Source organism: Actinomycetospora callitridis (genome assembly GCF_028737265.1).
Taxonomy (GTDB): Bacteria; Actinomycetota; Actinomycetes; order Mycobacteriales; family Pseudonocardiaceae; genus Actinomycetospora; species Actinomycetospora callitridis.
In genome coordinates, this window is record NZ_JAQZAK010000006.1 from 93,265 (window position 1) to 113,901 (window position 20,637).

Sequence of the window (20,637 nt, forward strand, 5' to 3'; positions counted from 1 at the left end):
CCCCTCGCGCTCAGGAGCACCCCCATGACCGTCACCGTCCACGACCAGTCCCTCGTCGCCGACCTGCGCGCCGCCCTGGCCGGCGACGTCATCGACCGCGCCGACCACCGCTACGAGCAGGCCCGCCGGGTGTGGAACGGCCTCATCGACCGGCGTCCCGCGGTGATCGCCCGCTGCGCGACGACCGCCGACGTCGTGGCCGCCGTCGCCGTGGCCCGGGCCCACCGACCATCCGTGAGCATCCGGGGCGGCGGCCACCAGGTCGCCGGGAGCGCGGTGTGCGAGGACGGGCTGGTCATCGACCTGTCGGACATGACGTCGGTGACCGTCGACCCGGCGGCGCGCACCGCCCGGGTCGGCCCCGGCGCCCGGTGGGCCGACGTCAACGCGGCCACCCAGCGGCACGGTCTGGTCGTGCCCGGCGGCGAGGTCTCCGAGACCGGCGTCGCCGGGCTCACCCTCGGCGGCGGCATGGGCCACCTGCAGCGCGCGCTCGGTCTGAGCTGCGACGCGCTGCGGTCGGTCGAGATCGTCACCGCCGACGGCGTCCTGCGCACGGCGAACCGCACCGAGCACGCCGAGCTGTTCTGGGCGCTGCGCGGCGGCGGCCGCGGCCTGGGCGTGGTCACGGCGTTCGAGTTCGAGCTCTTCCCGCTGGGCCCCGAGGTCGCCCAGTCGATGGTGCTCTACCCCTACGAGGACGCCGCCGCGGTGCTCGCGGCCTGGCGGGACCTCGTGCCACGGATGCCGGAGACGGTGTCGCCGGAGTTCGCGCTCTGGGGCATCCCACCGGACCCGGGTTTCCCGGCCGAGATGCACGGTGCGCCGGTCGTCGTGGTCGCCGGCCTGTACGCCGGACCCGCGCAGGAGGGCCTCGAGGTGCTCGCACCGCTGGCCCGCCTGGGCACGCCGCTGGTGGACGCCACCACGGTCACCGACTACGTCACCAGCCAGTCCGGCTCCGACCCGCTGTTCCCCGCCGGCGCGCGGTACTTCTTCAAGTCGCACTTCCTCGAGAGCTTCGACGACGACGCGGCCGCCGCCGTGCTCGCCGCGGGGGCCGCGCGGCCGACGCCGCAGTCGCTGGTCATCGTCCGCACGATGGGCGGGGCGATCGCCCGCGTCGGGGACGATGAGAGCGCCTTCGCCCACCGCGCGGCCCGCTTCAACGTCAGCATCGACGCGGGCTGGACCGACCCGGCGATCGACGACGACGCGATCGGCTGGGCGCGGGGTGCGTGGGACGCCCTCACGCCGTTCGCCACCGGCGGGGTGTACGTCAACTTCGCGGGTCTCGACGACGACGCCGACCGCGGCGCGGTGTTCGGGACCCACGCCGGGCGCCTCGACGCGATCGCCCGGACCTACGACCCGGACGGCATCCTCACCGCGGCCACCGCCCGGCACTGAGCACGCGCGGAGACAGGCGAAGGGCACCGTCGACCGGCTGGATCGGTCGGCGGTGCCCTTCGCTCAGCTCGTCGTCGTGGGCAGCCGAGGTCGCGGCACGCTACTGGCTCAGGGTCGTTTTAGCCTGATCGGGTGATATGTACCCGATCACGCACTCGGCCTTTACTACGCTCGGTGATCAGCGGACCGTTGGAGCTCGCGCTGGCGCAGTGCCACCGCGGGCAGCAGAGAGGCGAGGGGACTCAGATTCAGACGAGGTCCGATGAAGTCGCACGAGATGTCTGGTCGTGATCGGAAGCGCTCACTCGGCGTTCGATGATCCGCCGGGTGGCGTGTCCGGGCCATCAGCGCCCGCGCGCTCGTACCGCTTCTCCACCGTGGCGCCGCCGAGACTCCTCGCTCACCACGAGGAGAGAACCATGACCCAGACCCCTGAGCGGACGACCCCACCGGCACCACCCGCAGCGATCGACCAGGGCAAGTTGGAGGCCTTCCTCGGCAAGGTCGTCAACGAGGTCGGCGCCGCGTACAACACCGTGCTGACCGCCATCGGCGACCAGCTCGGTCTCTACCGGGTGCTCGCCGATGCCGGGCCACTGTCCTCGGCCGAGCTCGCCGAGCGCTCCGGGACCGCTGAACGCTACGTCCGGGAGTGGGCCAACGCGCAGGCCGCGAGCGGGTTCCTGAGCTACGACCCCGTCGCGGGCACCTACGAGCTACCCCCCGAACAGGCCTTCGTGCTCGCGGACGACACCAGTCCGGTCTACCTGGCGGGCATCTTCCAGGGCGCGCCGGCGGTCTTCGGGATGACCCCGAGAATCGTGGAAGGGTTCCGCACAGGGCAGGGAGTGGGCTGGCACGAACACGGGCAGGCGCTGTTCGAGGGCACCGAGCGGTTCTTCCGGTCGGGCTACCGCGCCAACCTGGTCTCCGAGTGGATTCCGGCCCTGGAGGGGGTGGAGACCAAGCTGCAGACCGGCGCCGTCGTCGCCGATGTCGGCTGCGGACACGGCGCCTCGACCCTTCTGCTCGCTGAAGCCTTCCCGAACTCGACGTTCGTGGGCTTCGACTACCACCAGGCGTCGATCGACGCCGCCCGCGCACGCGCGGCCGACGCGGGCCTCCCAGCGGATCGGGTCCGGTTCGACGTCGCCGGCGCCGCGGACTATCCCGGCACCTACGACGTCGTCGCCATCTTCGACGCCCTCCACGACATGGGCGACCCGCTCGCGGTCGCGCGCCACGTGCGAGAGTCGCTGGCCCCGGACGGCACGTTCATGCTGTTCGAGCCGGCGGCCGGCGACCAGATCAGCGACAACCTCAACCCGGTCGGCCGGCTGTACTACGCGATCTCCACCATGGTCTGCACACCAGCGTCGCTGGACCAGCCCGGACGCATGGCTCTCGGGGCCCAGGCCGGACCGGCCCGACTCGGTGAGATCCTCACCGAGGCCGGGTTCACCCGGGTTCGCGAGGCCGCCCGCACCCCGTTCAACATCGTTCTCGAAGGCCGGCCCTGACCTCGAGGTCGCGCTGGTGCCGGCTGGTCGTCATCTCGGGCTCGGAACCATCAGCGACGAGCGAAGGGCCCCTCCGATCGAGTAGATCGACCGAAGGGGCCCTTCGCTCAGTACCGCGAGGAGGTCAGGCCGCGCGCGACACCAGCAAGGCGCCGGTACCGCCGTCGCCCTGCTCGTCGAGGTCCACCGACACCGTGTCGCCCTCGCGCACGTCGCCGCCGAGCAGGGCCTTGGCGAGCTGGTCCCCGATGGCCGACTGCACGAGCCGGCGCAGCGGCCGCGCCCCGTAGACGGGGTCGAAGCCCTGGAGCGCGAGCCACTCGCGAGCGGCGTCGCTGACCTGCAGCGTCAGCCGCCGTGCGGCCAGCCGGGCGCCGAGGCGGTCGAGCTGGATGTCGACGATGTGCGTGAGCTCCTCGGTGGAGAGGGCGTGGAAGACCACCACGTCGTCGAGCCGGTTGAGGAACTCCGGCTTGAACGAGCGCTTCACGACCTCCATGACCTTCTCCTTGCGCCCGGCGTCGTCGAGCGAGGTGTCGACGAGCGCGGCGGAGCCGAGGTTCGAGGTCAGCACGAGGATCGTGTTGCGGAAGTCGACCGTGCGGCCCTGGCCGTCGGTGAGACGCCCGTCGTCGAGCACCTGCAGGAGCACGTCGAAGACGTCCGGGTGGGCCTTCTCGACCTCGTCGAGCAGCACCACCGAGTACGGGCGGCGCCGGACGGCCTCGGTGAGCTGGCCGCCCTGGTCGTAGCCGACGTACCCGGGCGGGGCACCGACCAGGCGGGCGACGGAGTGCTTCTCCCCGTACTCGCTCATGTCGATGCGGATCATGGCCCGCTCGTCGTCGAACAGGAACGCGGCGAGCGCCTTGGCCAGCTCGGTCTTGCCGACGCCGGTGGGCCCGAGGAACAGGAACGACCCGGTGGGACGGTCCTCCTCCGCGATCCCGGCCCGCGCGCGGCGGACGGCGTCGGACACGGCCCGCACGGCCTCGGCCTGCCCGACCACGCGGCGGCCGAGCTCGTCCTCCATGCGCAGGAGCTTCGCGGTCTCGCCCTCGAGCAGACGACCGGCGGGGATGCCGGTCCACGCCGAGACGACGTCCGCGACGTCGTCGGGGCCGACCTCCTCCTTGAGCATCACGGGGGCCGTCGAGCCGGCGTCGGCTGCGGCGAGCTCCTTCTCCAGGGCCGGGATGCGCCCGTAGCGCAGCTCGGCGGCGCGACCCAGGTCGCCGTCGCGCTCGGCGCGCTCGGACTCCCCGCGCAGGGTCTCGAGCTGCTCCTTGAGCGAGCGGGTCGAGTCGATCGCGTCCTTCTCGCCCTGCCAGCGGGCGGTCAGCGCGTCGAGCTCCTCGCGGCGCTCGGCGAGCTCGGCCCGCAGCGCGTTGAGGCGCTCCGCGGACGCGGCGTCGGACTCCTTGGCGAGCGCCATCTCCTCGATCTCGAGGCGGCGCACGGCGCGCTCGACCTCGTCGATCTCCACCGGGCGCGAGTCGATCTCCATGCGCAGCCGCGAGCTGGCCTCGTCGACGAGGTCGATGGCCTTGTCGGGCAGGAAGCGCGCGGTGATGTAGCGGTCGGAGAGCGTCGCCGCGGCCACCAGCGCGGCGTCGGTGATCCGCACGCCGTGGTGGACCTCGTAGCGCTCCTTGAGCCCGCGCAGGATGCCGACGGTGTCGTCGACGGTCGGCTCGCCGACCAGGACCTGCTGGAAGCGCCGCTCGAGGGCCGGGTCGGACTCGATGTGCTTGCGGTACTCGTCGAGCGTCGTCGCGCCGACCATCCGCAGCTCGCCGCGCGCCAGCATCGGCTTGATCATGTTGCCGGCGTCCATGGCGGACTCGCCGGTCGCGCCGGCGCCGACGATCGTGTGCAGCTCGTCGATGAAGGTGATGACCTCGCCCGCGGAGTCGGTGATCTCCTGCAGGACGGCCTTGAGGCGCTCCTCGAACTCGCCGCGGTACTTGGCCCCGGCCACCATCGAGCCCATGTCCAGGGCGACGACGCGCTTGTTGCGCAGCGACTCGGGCACGTCACCGGCGATGATCCGCTGCGCCAGGCCCTCGACGATCGCCGTCTTGCCGACGCCGGGCTCACCAATGAGCACCGGGTTGTTCTTGGTGCGCCGGGAGAGCACCTGGACGACGCGGCGGATCTCCGCGTCGCGGCCCACGACGGGGTCGAGGGCGCCGGACCGGGCGCGCTCGGTGAGGTCCTGGCCGTACTTCTCCAGGGCCTGGAAGGTGCCCTCGGGGTCGGCGGACGTGATCCGCCCCGACCCGCGGACCTTCGCGAACGCCTCCTGGAGCGCCTCGGGCGTCGCGCCGTGGCGGGTGAGCACCTCGCCGGTGCGCCCGCCGGCCGCGGCCAGCCCGACCAGCAGGTGCTCGGTGGAGACGTACTCGTCGCCCATGTCGGAGGCGAGCGTCTGGGCGTGCTGGAGCACGCGCGCGGTCTCGCGGTCGAACTGCGGCGCCGCGACGCTCGAGCCGCTCGCGCTCGGCAGGCCCGCGAGGACCTTGCCGACGTCGGCCCGCACCGCCGACGGGTCCGCCCCGACCGCGCGCAGCAGCGGTTCGGTGAGGCCGTCGGTCTGGTCGAGGAGCGCGGCGGCGAGATGGGCCGGCGAGACCTGCGGGTGACCGTCGACGGTGGCCGCCCGCACGGCGGCCGACACCGCCTGCTGGGTGCGGGTGGTGGGGGTGAAGTCCATTGCGGGGGTCCTCCTGCGTGACGTGCGGATCGGGCAGCCCACCAGCCGCCCACTGAACTTGAGTCTACCTGGCTCAACTTCGCTGACGTGGCGTTTGTTCCCGGCGATTCCCCGACATTCGGTCACCCACAGCGACGACGGCGAGAGGCCCCGATCCGGGGTGTCGTCGCTGCTCAGCGTGGCCGCGGACGCCGCCCGACGCCGGTGGGGGCGCGGACGACGACACGATGATGGGGACCCTGCGTGACGGCCGCGAACGGGCTGTCATAGTGGTCCGGACACGCGGGGCCCGGTCGTACGACGGGGCCGGCGCGATGGGGGGCTGGGGAGAGGTAGGGGGCATGTCCGCGGAGCCGCTGCCGGGCGACGGTCCGGCCGACGCTGCCCCGGCGCCCTTCCGCCCCTCACCCACCGTCCGGCCCGGACCCCGGCGCCTCGCCACGGTCCGTCCCGTCCCGCCGCCGCCGACCGCGCCGATGGTGCGGCCGGGACGGCACGCCGCGCCGGACCCGGTCGACGGCCCGGCACCGAGCGCCGCGCCGGTCGCACCGCCCGCACCGCCACCTCCGGCACCCGCCCCTCGCGCGCCCCGTCCCGCGCCCCCGACCCCCGAGGCGGACGCCGCGCGCCGGGTCCGCGAGGCGTGGGAGGAGGTCGGGCCGCAGGTCGACGAGCTCGCCGACTGGTTCGCGGCGCTGCTGTTCAGCCTCGACCCCGGGTCGCGGGCGCTGTTCCCCGCCCGGGTCACCGAGCCGGCGCGCCGGCTGCTGCGCTCGCTCGTGCTGGCGATGAGCACCGTCGACCGGCCCGCCGACCTCGCCGCGCTGCTCGAGCCGCTGGTGCGCGAGCACCGCGCGCTGGGCCTGCGCGCCGGGCAGTACGAGACGCTCGGCGTCGCCCTGATCGGCGCGATGCGGCGCTTCGGCGGCGCCACCTGGGACGACGCGGCGGAGCACGCCTGGGTGCGCGCGTTCTCCCTGGCCGCGGGCCCGATGGAGGACGCGGCGCGTGCGGCCGGGAACGACGGGGCGCCCGCGCTCGCCGAGGCCACGGTCGTGGGCCACCGGCGTGTGGGCTGGGACCTCGCGGTGCTCCACGTCGCGCCCGACCGGCCCGTGCCGCACCGCGCCGGGCAGTCCCTGACCGTCGAGATCCCGCAGCGCCCGCGGATGTGGCGCGCGCTCAGCCCGGTGACCGCGCCCCGGCCCGACGGCCTGCTGGAGTTCCACGTCCGCGCCGTCGAGGGCGGCTGGGTGAGCCGGGCGATGGTCGCGCACACGGCGACGGGCGACCGCTGGCGTCTCGGTCCGGCGTCCGGGCGGCTCGGGCTCGACCCGCGCAGCGAGCGCGAGGTGCTCATGGTCGCGGGCGGCACCGGCGGCGCGCCGGTGCTGGCCCTCTGCGAGGACATGGCCCGGTGGGCGCGGCCCCGCCCGTGCACGGTGTTCCTGGGCGGGCGGGTGCCCGACGACCTCGTCGTGCTCGCCCGCCTGCGGGCCCTCGCCGAGACGCACCCCTGGCTGGCGGTCGCCCCCGTCTGCGAGGACGACCCGCTCAACGCCGAGACACTGCCGGGGACGCTGCCGGACGCCGTGGTGCGCTCCGGCGACTGGTCGTCCCACGACGTGCTGCTCTCCGGCTCGCCGGCGATGATCCGCGCGACGGCCCAGGCGCTGCTCGTCGACGGCGTGCCGCTCGATCGCATCGCCTACGACCCGTTCACTCAGTAGCCGCCGCCGGAGAGTGCGGCCGCCAGCGCTCGTTCCTCACGCTGCCCACCGCCTCCCGACCGGGGCTGATCACTCGTGTCGATGGCGCGGGCCCGGTTGCCAGACGACCACCGACTGCGTGCGCCGGGCCGGCAGCCGGTCGCCGCGGGACGGGGCCTGCTCCGCGGCGGTGCGCCAGCGGGCCAGCTCCTCGGTGACCTCGGCGAGCCGGTCGGTCAGCGCGCCGACCTCGCGCTCGAGCTCGATGATCCGCTTGATGCCGGCGAGGTTGACGCCGTCCTCCTGCGAGAGCCGCTGGACCTCGCGGAGCACGGCGATGTCGCGCACCGAGTAGCGCCGCCCGCCGCCGCTCGCGCGGCCCGGGCTGACGAGACCGATGCGGTCGTAGCTGCGCAGGGTCTGGGCGTGCATCCCGGCGATCTGCGCCGCGACGGAGATGACGAAGACGGGGGTGTCCTCGTCGGCCCACGTCGGGAGGGCGGGCATGGACGGGGCGCCGAGCGGGGCCGGCCACGGCCCGCGCTCGTCGGCCCCGCCCTTGCCCCCGCTCATGACGCGGTCTCCCTCCGGGCAGCGGCCTCGGCGCGCCGCGTGAGGTCGGCCCGCGGGTCGTGGTCCGCCGTGGCCTCGACGTAGGCGTCGAGGGCCTGGCGCGCCGCGGAGCTCAGACGGCTCGGCACCGCGAGCTCGACGGTGACCAGCAGGTCGCCGGTGCGCCCGTCCTTACGGTGCACCCCGCGCCCGCGGACCCGCAACGTCCGCCCGCTGGAGCTCCCCGCGGGGACCTTGAGCGAGACCTTGCCGTCCATGGTGGGCACGGTGATCGTCGTGCCGTCGACGAGCTCCGGGAACGTCACCGGCACGGTGAGCGTCAGGTCGTCGGCGTTGCGCTCCGAGCGCCCGAACAGGTCGTCGGAGTTGACGTGCACGACGACGAACAGGTCGCCGGGCGGGCCGCCCCGACTGCCGGGCTGCCCCTGACCGGCGAGGCGGATGCGCTGGCCGTCGTCGACGCCCGGCGGGATCCGCACGGTGAGGGTGCGCGAGCGGGTGCTCACGCCGTCGCCGCCGCACTCGGGGCACGGCTCGTCGACGATCGACCCGGTGCCCGAGCAGTCGCGGCACGGCTCGCTGAACGCGAACGCGCCCTGGCTGCGCGAGACCACACCGGCGCCGCCGCAGGTCAGACACGTGCGGGGGCTGGTGCCGGGCTTGGCGCCGTTGCCGCCGCAGTTCGTGCAGCGCGTCGGCGAGGCCAGGCGCAGCGGCAGGGTGGTGCCGCCGACCGCCTCGGCGAAGTCGATGCGCACGTCGGTCTCGACGTCCGCGCCGCGCTGCTCGCGCGGGCGGGTGCCGCCCATGCCGGGCGTCGGCCCGGTGGTGGTACCGGCACCGCCGCCGAACAGCCCGCCCAGGAGGTCGCCGAGACCGCCCGCACCGGGCTGGCCCGCGCGGGCTCCCCCGCCGCCGAAGAGGTCGCCGACGTCGAAGCCGCCGGAGAACCCGGTGCCGCCTGCGCCCGCTCCGGCTCCGGCGCCACGGCCGCCGCCGAACCCGCCGAAGCGCCCGCCCGAGAACATCGTGCGCGCCTCGTCGTACTGCTGGCGCTTCTCCGGGTCGGAGAGCACGCCGTAGGCCTCGCCCGCCGCCTTGAAGCGGGCCTCGGCCTTCGCATCGCCGGGCTTCGCGTCGGGGTGGTTCTCCCGCGCGATCTTGCGGTAGGCCTTCTTGACGTCGTCGGCGGAGGCGTCCTTGGCCACACCCAGCTCGCGGTAGTAGTCCTTCTCGACCCAGTCACGGGCGCTCATGTCGGAACTGCTCCTTCCGCGGGGCCGGGGGTGTGGTGATCAGGAGGTGCCGGCGTCCGCCGGCTCCGACGTGGTGTCGGTGGCGGGCGCGGTGCCGTCGGAGTCGGTGACCGCGACCATCGCGGCGCGCAGCACACGGTCGCCGAAGCGGTAGCCGCGGCGCATGACCGTGGTGACCGTCGGGCCCGAGACGTCCGGGGAGGTGTCGTGGGCGACGGCCTCGTGCACCGACGGGTCGAACGTGTCGCCCTCGGCGCCGAAGGGGGTCAGGCCCGCGCGCTGCAGCGTCTCGGTGAGACGGTCGGCGACGACCTTGAACGGGCCGGTCAGGTCGCCGTGGCTCGCGGCGCGCTCGACGTCGTCGAGCACCGTGAGCAGCTCGCCGGCCACGGACGCCTTGGCCGACGCCACGGTCGACTCGCGCTCGCGCTCGGTGCGGCGGCGGAAGTTGGTGAACTCGGCCGAGACGCGCTGGAGGTCGGCGGTGCGCTCGGCGAGCTCGCCGCGCACACGCTCGAGCTCCGGGTCGGCACCCTCGGCGTCCCCGCCCGAGGGCGCGGTCCCGCCCGACGTGGCGTCCGCCGCGCTGGCGTCCGCGGCGGCCTGGGCCGCCCGCGCCTCACCGGCGAGCCCGTCGAGGGCCCCGGGGGCGGGCGTCGCGGCGTCGTCCGTGCCGCCGTCGCCCTGCGGCGTACCGGCGGGCGCGTCCTGACCGGAGGTGGGCACCCCGCCGACACTGGAGTCGGTGGCGTCCTGCCCGACGACCGGATCCTGCACTGTGACCTCCTCGAGAGGGTCCCGGCGCCGCGGCGCCGGGGTGAGAACGATGGGGGGAGAACGTGCCGGAGCCGGGGGGGGCGCAGGAAGCCTGCGGCCCCGCCGGTCGGGTCACTCCTTCTTGTCGTCGTCGACGATCTCCGCGTCGACCACGTCGTCGGCCCCGTCGGCCGGCCCCGCGTCGCCGGCAGCCCCGGCGGCACCCGCGGCGCCGCCCTCGGACTGCTGCTGGGCGTAGAGGGCCTGGCCGAGCTGCTGGGACTCGGTGGCGACCTTCTCCGAGGCGGCCTTGATCGTCTCGGTGTCGTCACCCTCGAGGGCGGTCTTCAGCTCGCCGACGGCGGCCTGGACCTTCTCCTTGATGTCCGACGGCAGCTTGTCGTCGTTCTCGGAGATGAACTTCTCGGTCTGGTAGACCAGCGTCTCCGCCTGGTTGCGGGTCTCCGCGGCCTCGCGGCGCTGACGGTCCTCGTCGGCGTGGGCCTCGGCGTCCTGCACCATCCGGTCGATCTCGTCCTTCGAGAGGGCCGAGCCGCCGGTGATGGTCATCTGCTGGGACTTGCCGGTGCCCTTGTCGACGGCCGAGACGTTGACGATGCCGTTGGCGTCGATGTCGAAGCTGACCTCGATCTGCGGCACGCCCTGCGGGGCGGGCGGCAGGTCGGTGAGCTCGAACATGCCGAGCTTCTTGTTGTAGGCCGCGATCTCACGCTCGCCCTGGAAGACCTGGATCTGCACCGACGGCTGGTTGTTCTCCGCCGTCGTGAAGACCTCGGACTTCTTGGTCGGGATCGTCGTGTTCTTCTCGATCAGCTTGGTCATGACGCCGCCCTTGGTCTCGATGCCGAGGGACAGCGGCGTGACGTCGAGGAGCAGGACGTCCTTGACGTCACCGCGCAGCACGCCGGCCTGCAGCGTGGCGCCGACGGCGACGACCTCGTCGGGGTTGACGCCCTTGTTGGGCTCCTTGCCGCCGGTGAGCTCCTTCACCAGGTCGTGCACCGCGGGCATGCGGGTCGAGCCGCCGACGAGCACCACGTGGCTGATCTGGCCCACGGAGATGCCCGCGTCCTTGACCACCTGGTTGAACGGCTTGCGGCAGCGCTCGAGCAGGTCCGAGGTGATCCGCTGGAACTCGGCGCGCGAGAGCGTCTCGTCCAGGAACAGCGGGTTCTTCTCGGCGTCGACCGTGATGTAGGGCAGGTTGATGCTGGCGCTGGAGGAGCTGGAGAGCTCGATCTTCGCCTTCTCCGCGGCCTCGCGGAGACGCTGCATCGCCATCTTGTCCTTGGACAGGTCGATGCCCTGGGAGCTCTTGAAGCGGTCGACCAGCCAGGTCATGATCCGCTCGTCCCAGTCGTCGCCACCGAGGTGGTTCTCACCGTTGGTGGCCTTCACCTCGACGACGCCGTCGCCGATCTCGAGCAGGGACACGTCGAACGTGCCGCCACCCAGGTCGAACACCAGGATGGTCTGCTCGGTCTCGCCCTTCTCCAGGCCGTAGGCCAGGGCCGCCGCGGTGGGCTCGTTGACGATGCGCAGGACGTTGAGGCCCGCGATCTGGCCGGCCTCCTTGGTGGCCTGGCGCTGCGCGTCCTCGAAGTAGGCCGGGACGGTGATCACCGCGTCGGTGACCTCCTCGCCCAGGTAGGCCTCCGCGTCGCGCTTGAGCTTCTGCAGCGTGCGGGCGCTGATCTCCTGCGCCGTGTACTTCTTGTCGTCGATCTCGACGGCCCAGTCGGTGCCCATGTGCCGCTTGACCGACCGAATCGTCCGATCGATGTTGGTCACCGCCTGGTTCTTGGCCGACTGGCCCACCAGGACGTCGCCGTTCCGGGCGAACGCGACCACCGACGGGGTGGTGCGGCTTCCCTCGGAGTTCGCGATGACCGTCGGCTCGCCGCCCTCCAGGACGGCGACCACCGAGTTGGTCGTGCCGAGGTCGATGCCGACCGCTCGCGCCATGCTGACGTCTCCTCTCGAGACCGGGGATGTCGTTGAGTGCTCTGCGCTCAAGTATGTCCCGGATGCCGTGTCGCGCAAACCGGACCTGAGTCCGTCGCGCTCAAGTGTGTCATCCCGACCAACGGAGCATCGCACGGACTTGTTCCCCGCACGCTCAACTTCATGGAGAAATCGGCATCAGGCCCGGTCAGGCCCGGTCCGAGCCGGTGCCCGGGCGGGTCGCGAGGGGCAGGAGCTCGCCCTCGTCCCACTTCACCTCGCGGGTGCCCAGCGGCACGCCGGTCTGCTGGGCCTCCATCATCTGCCCGTTGCCGAGGTACATCGCCACGTGGTGGATCGTGTCGGGGTCCGACTGGTCGTAGGCCCAGAAGAGCAGGTCGCCGGGCTGGGCCTGCTCGACGGCCACGTGCGCGCCGGCGTTGTACTGGTCCCGGGAGACGCGCGGCAGCACGATCCCGGCGCGCTCGTAGGCCCGCAGCATCAGCCCGGAGCAGTCGTAGCTGCTCGGCCCGGTGGCGCCCCAGACGTAGGGCTTGCCGGTCTCGGCCGTGGCGAACTCGATCGCCGTGCGCGCGATCCCGGGCGGGAGCGCGGCCGCGGGACCCGGGCCCGCCTGGGCCGCGGGCACGCACTCCTGGATCGCGCCGGTCACCCCCGCGAGGTCGGTGACCAGGCTGTTCGCCAGCGACTCCCACTTGGCGTAGGCGTTGGGGAACGCCGAGCGCTGCACGATCTGCGCGGCCCGCGTCACGGGCATCGTGTCCCAGCCGGGCACCGTGAGCAGGCGCTCGAGGAACGTCCGGGTCGCGTAGACGGGGTCGCGCACCTGCTCCGGCGACCCCCAGCCCTGGCTGGGCCGCTGCTGGAACACGCCCAGCGAGTCGTGGTCCACCGCGACGTCCATGCCGACGGTGCCCATCTGCGACTCCTGCATCGCCGTGGCCAGGGCGACCACCCAGCCCCGCGGCGGGATCGCCATGCCCTTGGCGACGCCGATGATCGTGGCCGCGGTCTGGCGCTGCACCGGGTCGAGCTCCGCGGAGGTCTGCGGGACGTCCGCCGACGGCGGCGCGCCCGTCCCCGCCTCGCACGTCGTGGCCTCCTCGCCCTCCTCGCCGCCGCCCACGAACTGCCCGACCACGAGCAGGCCCGCGGCCATCACGACGACGAGGAAGCCCGCCAGGGCCGCGACGGGCAGCAGCAGGCGCAGGAACCGCAGGCGGGGTGGGAGCCGGGGCGGGGTGATCACGCGTACCGCCTAGGACGCCCGGTCGTAGCCGGACACGCGCCAGTCACCCGGCGCGACCTGCACCATCAGCAGCTCGAGGCGCACCGCGTCGGTGGGCACCTGCACGCGGACGGCCTCGGGGCGGACCTCGACGGCCTGCGGCGGCCCGGTGACGCGCGTGCCGGGCACGTTCGCGGGGTCGACCTCGGCGAGGGTCGCGAGGTACTCGTCGGTGGTGAACGGGGCGAGGCCGGCGGTCCACTGCGCGGGCGTCGTGCCCGGCGGGTGCGTCGCCCACGCCCGCGTCCAGCGTTCCGCGACGGCCAGCGCCACCGGCGGGGCGTCGCTCAGCGGCAGGCTGCGGGGGCGCAGCTCCGTGACCGGTGCCGATCCGCTGCCGGACGCCGCACCGGGGGCGGTGGTCGACGCCGGCCCGAGGGCGCGACCCGGGGTGCTCGGCCCGCTCACGGCCCCGCCGACGTAGGAGAACCCGACGACGACGGCCACGAGCACCGCGAGGACCGCGAACAGGCGCGCGGGCGAGTGCAGGGGCCATTCCCAGAGCGCCCGGTAGGCCGCCGCACGACCCCGCCTAGTCCGGATCGGCACGCGCGCCTCCCTCGCCGGCGGGGGAGCGCGGGGTGCGCGCGGTCCGCGAGGAGCGAGTGCTGGAGCCCGACCCGACCGGCCGGCTGGGGCGGTAGACCCGGTACACCGGCGCGCCGTCGACGAGCTCGGCCTGCACCGGCCGTCGGGGCCCTCCGGCGTCGTTGCTGCGGGCGGCCACGCTGCGGTAGAGGCTGCGGTCGGCGTCGCCGACCGCAGCGCGTGCCGCCGGGGTCGCGTCCCGGTCGCCGCGGGGCGCGCCGCCCGACATCCCCGTGGACGTGCCGCCGGGCAGCGCGCGTTGCGCGGCGCGGCGGGCGGCCAGCGCGGCCGCGGGGTCGGCGGCGTGCTCCCGCGTGTGGCCGACCCGCTCGCTGTCGACGCGCAACGGGCCCGGCGCCACGACGTCGGTGCCCGCGGCGGACGTCGCCGGCTCGGTGCGCACCGGGGTGCTGCCCTCGGGTCGCCAGCCGTCGCCGCCGGTGCCGCTCGTACCGCGCCGTTCGGTCCACCAGTCGTCCTGGCGCGACGTCGACCCCGGCAGGATGCGCGACAGCGCCCCGGTCCCGGCGGGTGGCAGGAAGCCGCTCATCTGGTCGCGGGTCAGCGAGACCATGGCCGCGAGGCGGCGGAACGGCCGCGCGAGGGCCCACATCACCACCGTCACCACCCCGGTGACCAGCAGCGCGAGCCAGGTGTTGACCCCGGCCCCGGGCCGGAACAGGGCGATGACCATCAGCGAGTGCAGGCCCGCCATCGCCCCCACGAGCAGCGTGTTGACGAGCGCCGCGCCGCCGACGCGCAGCGTCGCGGGCAGCACCTCGGGCTTGAGCAGCGCGAGCAGGGCGAGCGCCGGCGCGACCATGACGAGCAACCTGATGATCAACATCGAGACGAGGATCAGCAGCTTGCTCATCAGCTGGAACAGCCCGATGCACACGGCCTGGATCAGCGCGAGCACACCCGCGCCGGTGCGCGAGCCCTGCCGGCCCTGGAAGTAGCTGTAGCGGTCGCCCACACGGTCGGCGACGGCCGTGTACTGCTGCTTCTTCGCGTCCGCCTGGGCCTGCCCGTCCTGGCCGTCGGCGACCTCCTGCTTGGTGAACGTCTGCGCCCGCAGCAGCTCGCGCCCCAGGTCGCGGGCCTGCGGCACGTCCGCGGACCCGAACTGCCCGCGCAGCCAGTTGTTGTAGACGATCTGGTCGGTGAGCACCGTGGGCAGGGTGTTGGCGTCGCCCACCCCGACCTGGCCCAGGAACCCCCGCTGCATCGCGGTGACGCCGTCGAGCAGGACCCCGTCGAGCATGCTCGACCAGCGCACCGGGGCGGCGTAGGCCGCGGCGGCGATCGCGAGGGCGATCACCGCGATGCCGGCACGCTGCGCCTGGCGCGAGAGGTCGCCGCGCATCGCGAGCACCAGCAGGATCGCCGCGAGCACGATCAGCGCGAGGCCGACCCACGTCGAGAACACCGCGCTGTACATCGCCTGCGTGCCGGCCTGCACGATCCCGTCGAGCGGGCTGAGCAGCCCCGAGCCCTGCTCGATGAGGTAGTGCGACCAATTGACGCCGCCGACGACGAGCTTGGCGAGGTTGAAGAACTGGTTGCCCAGCCACGTGTCGGTGGCCGCCGCGGGGTCGCGGGCCGCGCCCGGGCCGCAGCCGAGGTCGTAGGTCCACCAGACCTGCCCGGCGTACCCGACCTCGTCGTAGACGCTGCCCGGGGCGCCCACCCCGAGCGGCGCGGGGTCGAGCGAGCCGACGAGACCCGTCCCGGGGCGGTCGGGGTCCGGGGCGGCCTTGCAGTCCAGCGGGGCCGCCGACGCGGGCAGCCCCACGAGCACCAGGCCCGTGACCAGCGTGACGACGGTGACGAGCGCCCGACGCCGGCCGCGACTCGGACGAGCGTCCTGCTTCTCCCGGGCGCGCCGCGACCGCCGCCACCCCACGACGAGGGCAGCGGCGAGGATCGCGACGACGAGGGTCACCCCGGGTCCCCCGGGCGCCCGGCGCCGACCCAGCCGCCGGGGTCGGGGGCGTCCCGCCGCCCGGGGCTGCGGTCGGCGGGCGTCGTCACGGTGGCGTCGTCGGCCAGCTCCCCGACCGCGTCCCCGGTGGCCGGGCCCTCGTCCATGACCCAGGCGTCGGCCCAGTCGTCGTCGCCGGCGGGCCCGGCGTCGCTGTTCCGCGCGGCCGGCCCGGGCAGGTCGTCGTCGAGGTCGGGCACGAGGTCGTCGAGCCCGGCCGGCAGAGCCTCCGGGCCGTCCGGGCGCTCGTCGAGCACCGTGCCCTCGACGACCGTGCGCTCGACCATCGGGTCGCGCGACGGCGTCACCGGGCTCACCCGGGCGGTGCCGGGCGGCGGCGTCGTGGGGCGGCGGGGCGGGGCAGGTGCGGCGGGGGGCGGGCCGGCCGCGGGCACGACCGGCACGGGTCCGGTGCGCTCCGCGTCGGTCTCGGGCGGGACGGACGGCGCCGAGCCGGCCGAGGGCTCGACCGGCGACTCGGCCGGCGACTCGACGGGAGCCGACGGCAGCGGCCGGACGCGGCGGGCGTCCGGGTTGGTGTCGAGCGTCTCGCGCAGGTGCTCGAGGTGCGGGCCCTCGAGGTCGATCCGGATCTTCTCGACGCCGCCGTGCCCGTCGGCGAAGACGAACTGGCGCGGCGTGTCGTCCGGGCGGTCGTCGTGGCGGGGGCGCGGGGACAGCGTCCCGAGCATCTCCTCGTAGCCGACGTCGGTGGGCACCCGGAGCAGCCGCAGCGCCTCGGCCTGGGCCTCCTCGTCGTCCGTGCGGCCGACGAACACCGCGTTGACCAGCGACGCGAACCCGGGCACGCGCAGCAGGTCGCCCGCGAGCTGCGAGGCGAACAGCGCGCGGACGTTGAACTTGCGGGAGTCTCGGGCGAGGCGGTCGATGAGCACCTTGCCGGTGGGAATCTGGGACAGGAAGTGGGTCTCGTCGAGCGCCACGCCCTTCCGCAGGTTCCGGTCGGCGGTGTAGATCGTGCGCTGGGTCAGCCACGACGCGAGGTTGAGCAGCTCGACGGCCAGCGACTCGCCGTCCGTCCACTCCTCGCGCGGGCTCCCGGGGCGCGGCAGCGCCATGCCCTGCATCGTCAGGACGGTGAGCCGGTAGTTCTCCTCGCCGACCCAGGGGTCGGCGCGCGGGTCGGCGTTCTCGTCGGGGAACAGCAGCGCGGCCTGGGGCAGCTCGCGGCGCTCCTCGAGGAAGTCGGCGACGACGTCGGCGTGCTCCTCCCCCTCGCGCGCGTGGCGGCGCAGCACGGCGATGACCTGGCCCGGGTCGCGGTCCGGGGCGCCGCCGACCTCGCGCACCGCGCGCAGCAGCACGATCCGGGTGTGGGGCATGCGCGCCACGTCGAAGGGCAGCAGGCCGGTGAGCACGTCGAGCACGAGGCGCCGGCGGGTCGCGGCGGCCAGCGAGCGCTCGCGGCGCCAGGCCTTGTCGGGGTCCTCCTCGTCGAGGAAGTGGTCGCGCCGGGGCTCGGCCACCACCCGGTAGGGGTTGAGGATGCCGGGGTCGGCGCCGAGCAGGTGGATGTGCCGCGAGAACGGCGCCAGCTCCGGGAGCTTGGTCAGCTCCGCGAGCGGGCCGGAGGGGTCGAGCACGGTCCAGCGGGCCCCGGCGCGCAGCGTCTTGTAGACGAGTAGTCCGGTGAGGAACGACTTACCGGAGCCGAGGCCACCCACCACCGCGGTGAGCCCCGAGGCCCGGCGCACCTCCTGGGCCATCCACGGGTCCCACGCCACCGGGCGGCGGGTGGCCGTGCAGGTCTCGCCGATCATGACCCCGCGCCGGTCGCCCACGGACGCCGACGCGGCCGGCACGCCCGCCGCCACCCAGGTCACCGACCCCCGGCGACGGTAGGCCGTCGACGCCAGCGGCTCGCCGGGGATGAACTCGCGGGCGTAGGCGTACTGGGCCTCGGGGTGCTCCATGGCCACGCGCGGGCGGTAGAGGTCGAGCACCTGCTGGGCGCGGGTCAGCGCCTCGCTCTCGTCGCGACCCGAGACCGCGACGCGCCACCACCCGTAGACCCGGGTGTTGAGCTGCGTGAGCCCGCCGGAGAGCTCGTCCTCGATCTGCAGCACCCGATCGGCCTGGCGCGAGAGCGACATCGGCGGGTCGAGGTCGTGGTCGTGCGTGTAGTGCCGGATCTGGCTGCGCACCTTGCCCATCTGGCGCTGCAGCTCACCGGCGACCTCCTCCGGCTTGCGCACGTAGATGCGGGCGGACCACTCGACGGGGAACGGCAGCCGGTCGCTGCGCTGCATCCAGGGGTCGTCGGCCTCGGGGATGCGCAGCCCGTCCATCAGGCCCACCGAGAGCACCGCGACGTGGCGCTGCACCGGCTGCGTGCCGAACCGTCCGAGCACCTGCACGGTCGGCGCGTAGGGCTCCTGGTGCAGCGCGACCCCGTCGGTGAACGCCGCGAGGTCCTCGGTCTCCCAGTGGTCGCCCGAGGTCGGCGTCACCGTGCGGGGCGCGGGCAGCCCGAGCGAGCACGAGCGGTGCATCAGCCACGCCATGTCCTCGGCGGTCGCCGGCACCGCGTCCAGCCCCGCCCGCGACACGAGCGCCTCGACGTGCGCGATCTCGGACTCCAGCGCGGCGAGCTCCGCGGTGGCCGCCGAGGGCACCAGCCGTCCCAGGAGCGGGGCGGCACCCTCGAGCCAGCGGTCGACCACCGAGCGCCCGGAGACCTCGACGCCGAGGAAGACCTCCTTGTCGGACATCGACAGGCCCATGAGGTGGCGCTGCTCGCCCTCGAGGAAGCCCTCCCACGACAGGGCGCCCGCGACGTCGGGCAGGCGGCCGGGCGCGTTGTGGTCGAACGTCTCGGCCCACAGCGCCACGGGGTAGGGCCGCGACGTGACGCGGACGTGCAACCAGCGGCCCTGCAGCTCGCCGAGCTGGGTCGCGATCTGGCGGATCAGCGTCTCGCGCTGCGTGTCACTGCGGAAGCTCCACGGCTGCGGGGCCAGCCGGTACCAGGCGGTGACGCTCGACGCGGTGCGCGCGAGGTTGCCGTCGATGGCGCGCAGGGCGATCGCGGAGCGGTAGCCCTGGGCCGGGGACTCGCCGAGCAGGGAGCGTCCGCGCCGGCCGGCACCGGGGGTCGTGCCGGTGGCGGGACGCAGCCCCGTGCTGCGGTGTCCGGACTCGAGTTGCCGGGGCTCGCCGTCGGCCGGCCCCCGGGCCTTACCGCGGCGCAGCACCGTTGTCCCCTCGGTCGCCCCCTCGCGCGCTCCCTCGCCCGCTCTCAGGGCGCCCCGCGCTGCCGCGCGTCCCTGGGCCGAACGGTGCGTCGGGTGCCGACGAGCCGGAGGGCTCGTTGGACATCGGCCAGCCCGGGCGGCGGCGCGGACGGGTGGGGCGCCGCTGCGTGCGGTCGGGATCGGCGTCGGCGGCCGCCGTCGTGCGCCGGTGCGCCGGCACCGCCTCACGGCGGGCCCGGCCCGCGCCGGTCCACGCCGCGACGGACGCGTCGCCGGCGCGACGGTCGGCCGCGGGCGGCAGGGCGGCCGCTTCCTTCTTGGGCGCGGCCTTCTTCGGGGCAGCCTTCTTCGGCTCGGCCTTGGTCGGGGTGGCCATCGTCGGGGTGGCCATCGTCGGGGTGGCCTTCGTCGGCTCGGCCTTCGTCGGGGTGGCCGCGTCCTCGGCGGCCCCGATGGCCGCGCTGGACGGCGGCCCGAAGTCGGCGTCCGGCGCGGCGGCGGTCCGCCCCGGACGCCGCGCCCGCGTGCGGCGCTCGTGCGCGGCGCGCGCCGCGCGGCGGTGGGACGGGACGGCGTCCTCGACGCCGGGCGTCAGGTGCTCGCCGGCGCGCGCGGACGCGGGGCGCCGCTGCTGCGGGACGGGCTCGGGAGCCGCGGTCGCGGTGGCCGGGGGCGCGGAGGCCGGGGGCGCGGTGGCCGCCGGCTCCTCGGTCGCGCCGGGCGCGGCCGGGCGGGCGGCGCGCTCGCGGGGCGGCTCGTCGTCCCGCGGCGGCGGGCCCCAGGAGTCGTCGGCCTCCGCGGCCTCCGGCGCGATCACGCGCTCCGACCGGTCGCTGCCGCGGGGCAGCGCGATCGCGGTGGGGGCGCCGGTGAGGCGTGGGCGGTCGCGGCGGACGGTGACGTGGCCGGTGGTCAGGGCGCCGCCGATCACGCGGTCCCGGGCCCGCGGACCGCGCAGCTCGTGGACGAAGAGCGTCAGCCACTCCAGGAGCGGGCGCTCGTCGTTGATGCGCCTCGACACGAAGCGCGTCACGGCGACGGTGATGAGGAGCGCCCAGGCGACGGAGAAGAAGCCGAGGTCGATGCCGAGACGCCGCTGGACGAACATCACGACGAGCATGACGAGCAGGCCCACGCCGTACGCGGAGTAGCGGGCGCGCCAGGGGAACGTCGCCCTCGGGGGGCCGAGCCAGACGGCGTCGACGCGGTACACGTCGTCGTCGGTGCGGATGTGCACCCGCGTCACCCCGTGATGAGCTGGGCGAAGAACGCGCCCACACGCGCCCCCGCACCGGGGGTGAGCGCGATGCCGAGCGCGATCAGGCCGATGATCAGACCGATGGCACGACGGGCGACGCCGGCGTTGTCACCGCGGCCGCCGATCCACAGCATGATGATCGCGATGCCCAGGAGGATCAACGGGACGATGTTGTCCTGGATCCACCCCTGGAGCCCGCCGGTCCCCGGGGCCTGCGCGACCAGGTCGGCGCCGAGGAACGTGACGGTCATGGCGGTCCTCCTGCGGACGTGCTCATCGATGTGCCGGGGCCCGTTCTCGACCGGTTGAGTAAACACGGCAGGTGAGGTGTTTCAAAGCCTCGCTCGCCCCGACACGCGGCGCCCTGGAGAGGCGCCG

Annotated in this window: 14 protein-coding genes; 3 read left to right on the forward strand and 11 right to left on the reverse strand. The window is 74.6% G+C overall.

The features are described from left to right. The first annotated feature begins 24 nt into the window (after positions 1–24). Both PH191_RS19435 and PH191_RS19440 read left to right on the forward strand, forming a co-directional pair. Entirely contained in the window at positions 25–1,410 is a 1,386-nt protein-coding gene (locus PH191_RS19435; RefSeq protein ID WP_274196276.1) for an FAD-binding oxidoreductase, read from the forward strand. A 419-nt stretch (positions 1,411–1,829) separates the two neighbouring features. After that, positions 1,830–2,930 (forward strand): class I SAM-dependent methyltransferase, encoded by a 1,101-nt coding sequence (locus PH191_RS19440; protein WP_274196277.1) that lies wholly within the window; start codon positions 1,830–1,832, stop codon positions 2,928–2,930. Positions 2,931–3,054: 124 nt separating this feature from the next. Here the strand turns inward: PH191_RS19440 and clpB are convergent, their stop codons facing one another. Continuing rightward, positions 3,055–5,646 carry an ATP-dependent chaperone ClpB gene (gene clpB, locus PH191_RS19445; RefSeq protein WP_274196278.1) on the reverse strand — a complete coding sequence of 864 codons (2,592 nt, stop codon included), beginning with the start codon at positions 5,644–5,646 and terminating at the stop codon, positions 3,055–3,057. Positions 5,647–5,987: 341 nt separating this feature from the next. On the opposite strand from clpB, the gene PH191_RS19450 reads away from it, so the two are divergent. After that, positions 5,988–7,376, forward strand: a complete 1,389-nt coding sequence (locus tag PH191_RS19450; RefSeq protein ID WP_274196279.1) for an FAD-binding oxidoreductase — start codon at positions 5,988–5,990, stop codon at positions 7,374–7,376. Positions 7,377–7,445: 69 nt separating this feature from the next. Here the strand turns inward: PH191_RS19450 and PH191_RS19455 are convergent, their stop codons facing one another. The 10 genes from PH191_RS19455 to PH191_RS19500 all read right to left on the reverse strand — a co-directional run bounded on the left by PH191_RS19455 (position 7,446) and on the right by PH191_RS19500 (position 20,510). After that, positions 7,446–7,862: a heat shock protein transcriptional repressor HspR gene (locus PH191_RS19455; protein WP_274189042.1), complete on the reverse strand. Its 417-nt coding sequence runs from the start codon at positions 7,860–7,862 to the stop codon at positions 7,446–7,448. A gap of 62 nt (positions 7,863–7,924) precedes the next feature. Beyond that, positions 7,925–9,184: a DnaJ C-terminal domain-containing protein gene (locus PH191_RS19460; RefSeq protein WP_274196280.1), complete on the reverse strand. Its 1,260-nt coding sequence runs from the start codon at positions 9,182–9,184 to the stop codon at positions 7,925–7,927. Positions 9,185–9,223: 39 nt separating this feature from the next. Beyond that, positions 9,224–9,961, reverse strand: coding sequence for a nucleotide exchange factor GrpE (gene grpE / locus PH191_RS19465; RefSeq protein WP_274196281.1), 738 nt, complete (start codon positions 9,959–9,961; stop codon positions 9,224–9,226). Between the two features lie 111 nt (positions 9,962–10,072). Then, on the reverse strand, positions 10,073–11,926 hold the full coding sequence (gene dnaK / locus PH191_RS19470; RefSeq protein WP_274196282.1) for a molecular chaperone DnaK: 1,854 nt from the start codon (positions 11,924–11,926) through the stop codon (positions 10,073–10,075). Between the two features lie 187 nt (positions 11,927–12,113). Continuing rightward, a complete protein-coding gene (locus tag PH191_RS19475; protein WP_420791832.1) occupies positions 12,114–13,124 on the reverse strand; it encodes a C40 family peptidase in 1,011 nt (336 codons plus the stop codon). 60 nt (positions 13,125–13,184) lie between these two features. Then, positions 13,185–13,763: a hypothetical protein gene (locus PH191_RS19480; protein WP_274196283.1), complete on the reverse strand. Its 579-nt coding sequence runs from the start codon at positions 13,761–13,763 to the stop codon at positions 13,185–13,187. After that, the gene (locus PH191_RS19485) at positions 13,747–15,747 is read right to left on the reverse strand and encodes a hypothetical protein (protein ID WP_274196284.1); all 2,001 of its coding nucleotides are present in this window, start codon (positions 15,745–15,747) and stop codon (positions 13,747–13,749) included. Before PH191_RS19485 ends, PH191_RS19480 begins: the two co-directional genes overlap by 17 nt. Then, the gene (locus tag PH191_RS19490) at positions 15,744–18,923 is read right to left on the reverse strand and encodes an ATP-binding protein (protein WP_274196481.1); all 3,180 of its coding nucleotides are present in this window, start codon (positions 18,921–18,923) and stop codon (positions 15,744–15,746) included. The genes PH191_RS19485 and PH191_RS19490 overlap by 4 nt, the downstream gene beginning before the upstream one ends. A gap of 61 nt (positions 18,924–18,984) precedes the next feature. Then, positions 18,985–20,238, reverse strand: a complete 1,254-nt coding sequence (locus PH191_RS19495; RefSeq protein ID WP_274196285.1) for a hypothetical protein — start codon at positions 20,236–20,238, stop codon at positions 18,985–18,987. Positions 20,239–20,243: 5 nt separating this feature from the next. Continuing rightward, the gene (locus PH191_RS19500) at positions 20,244–20,510 is read right to left on the reverse strand and encodes a hypothetical protein (RefSeq protein ID WP_274188821.1); all 267 of its coding nucleotides are present in this window, start codon (positions 20,508–20,510) and stop codon (positions 20,244–20,246) included. Positions 20,511–20,637: the final 127 nt, after the last annotated feature.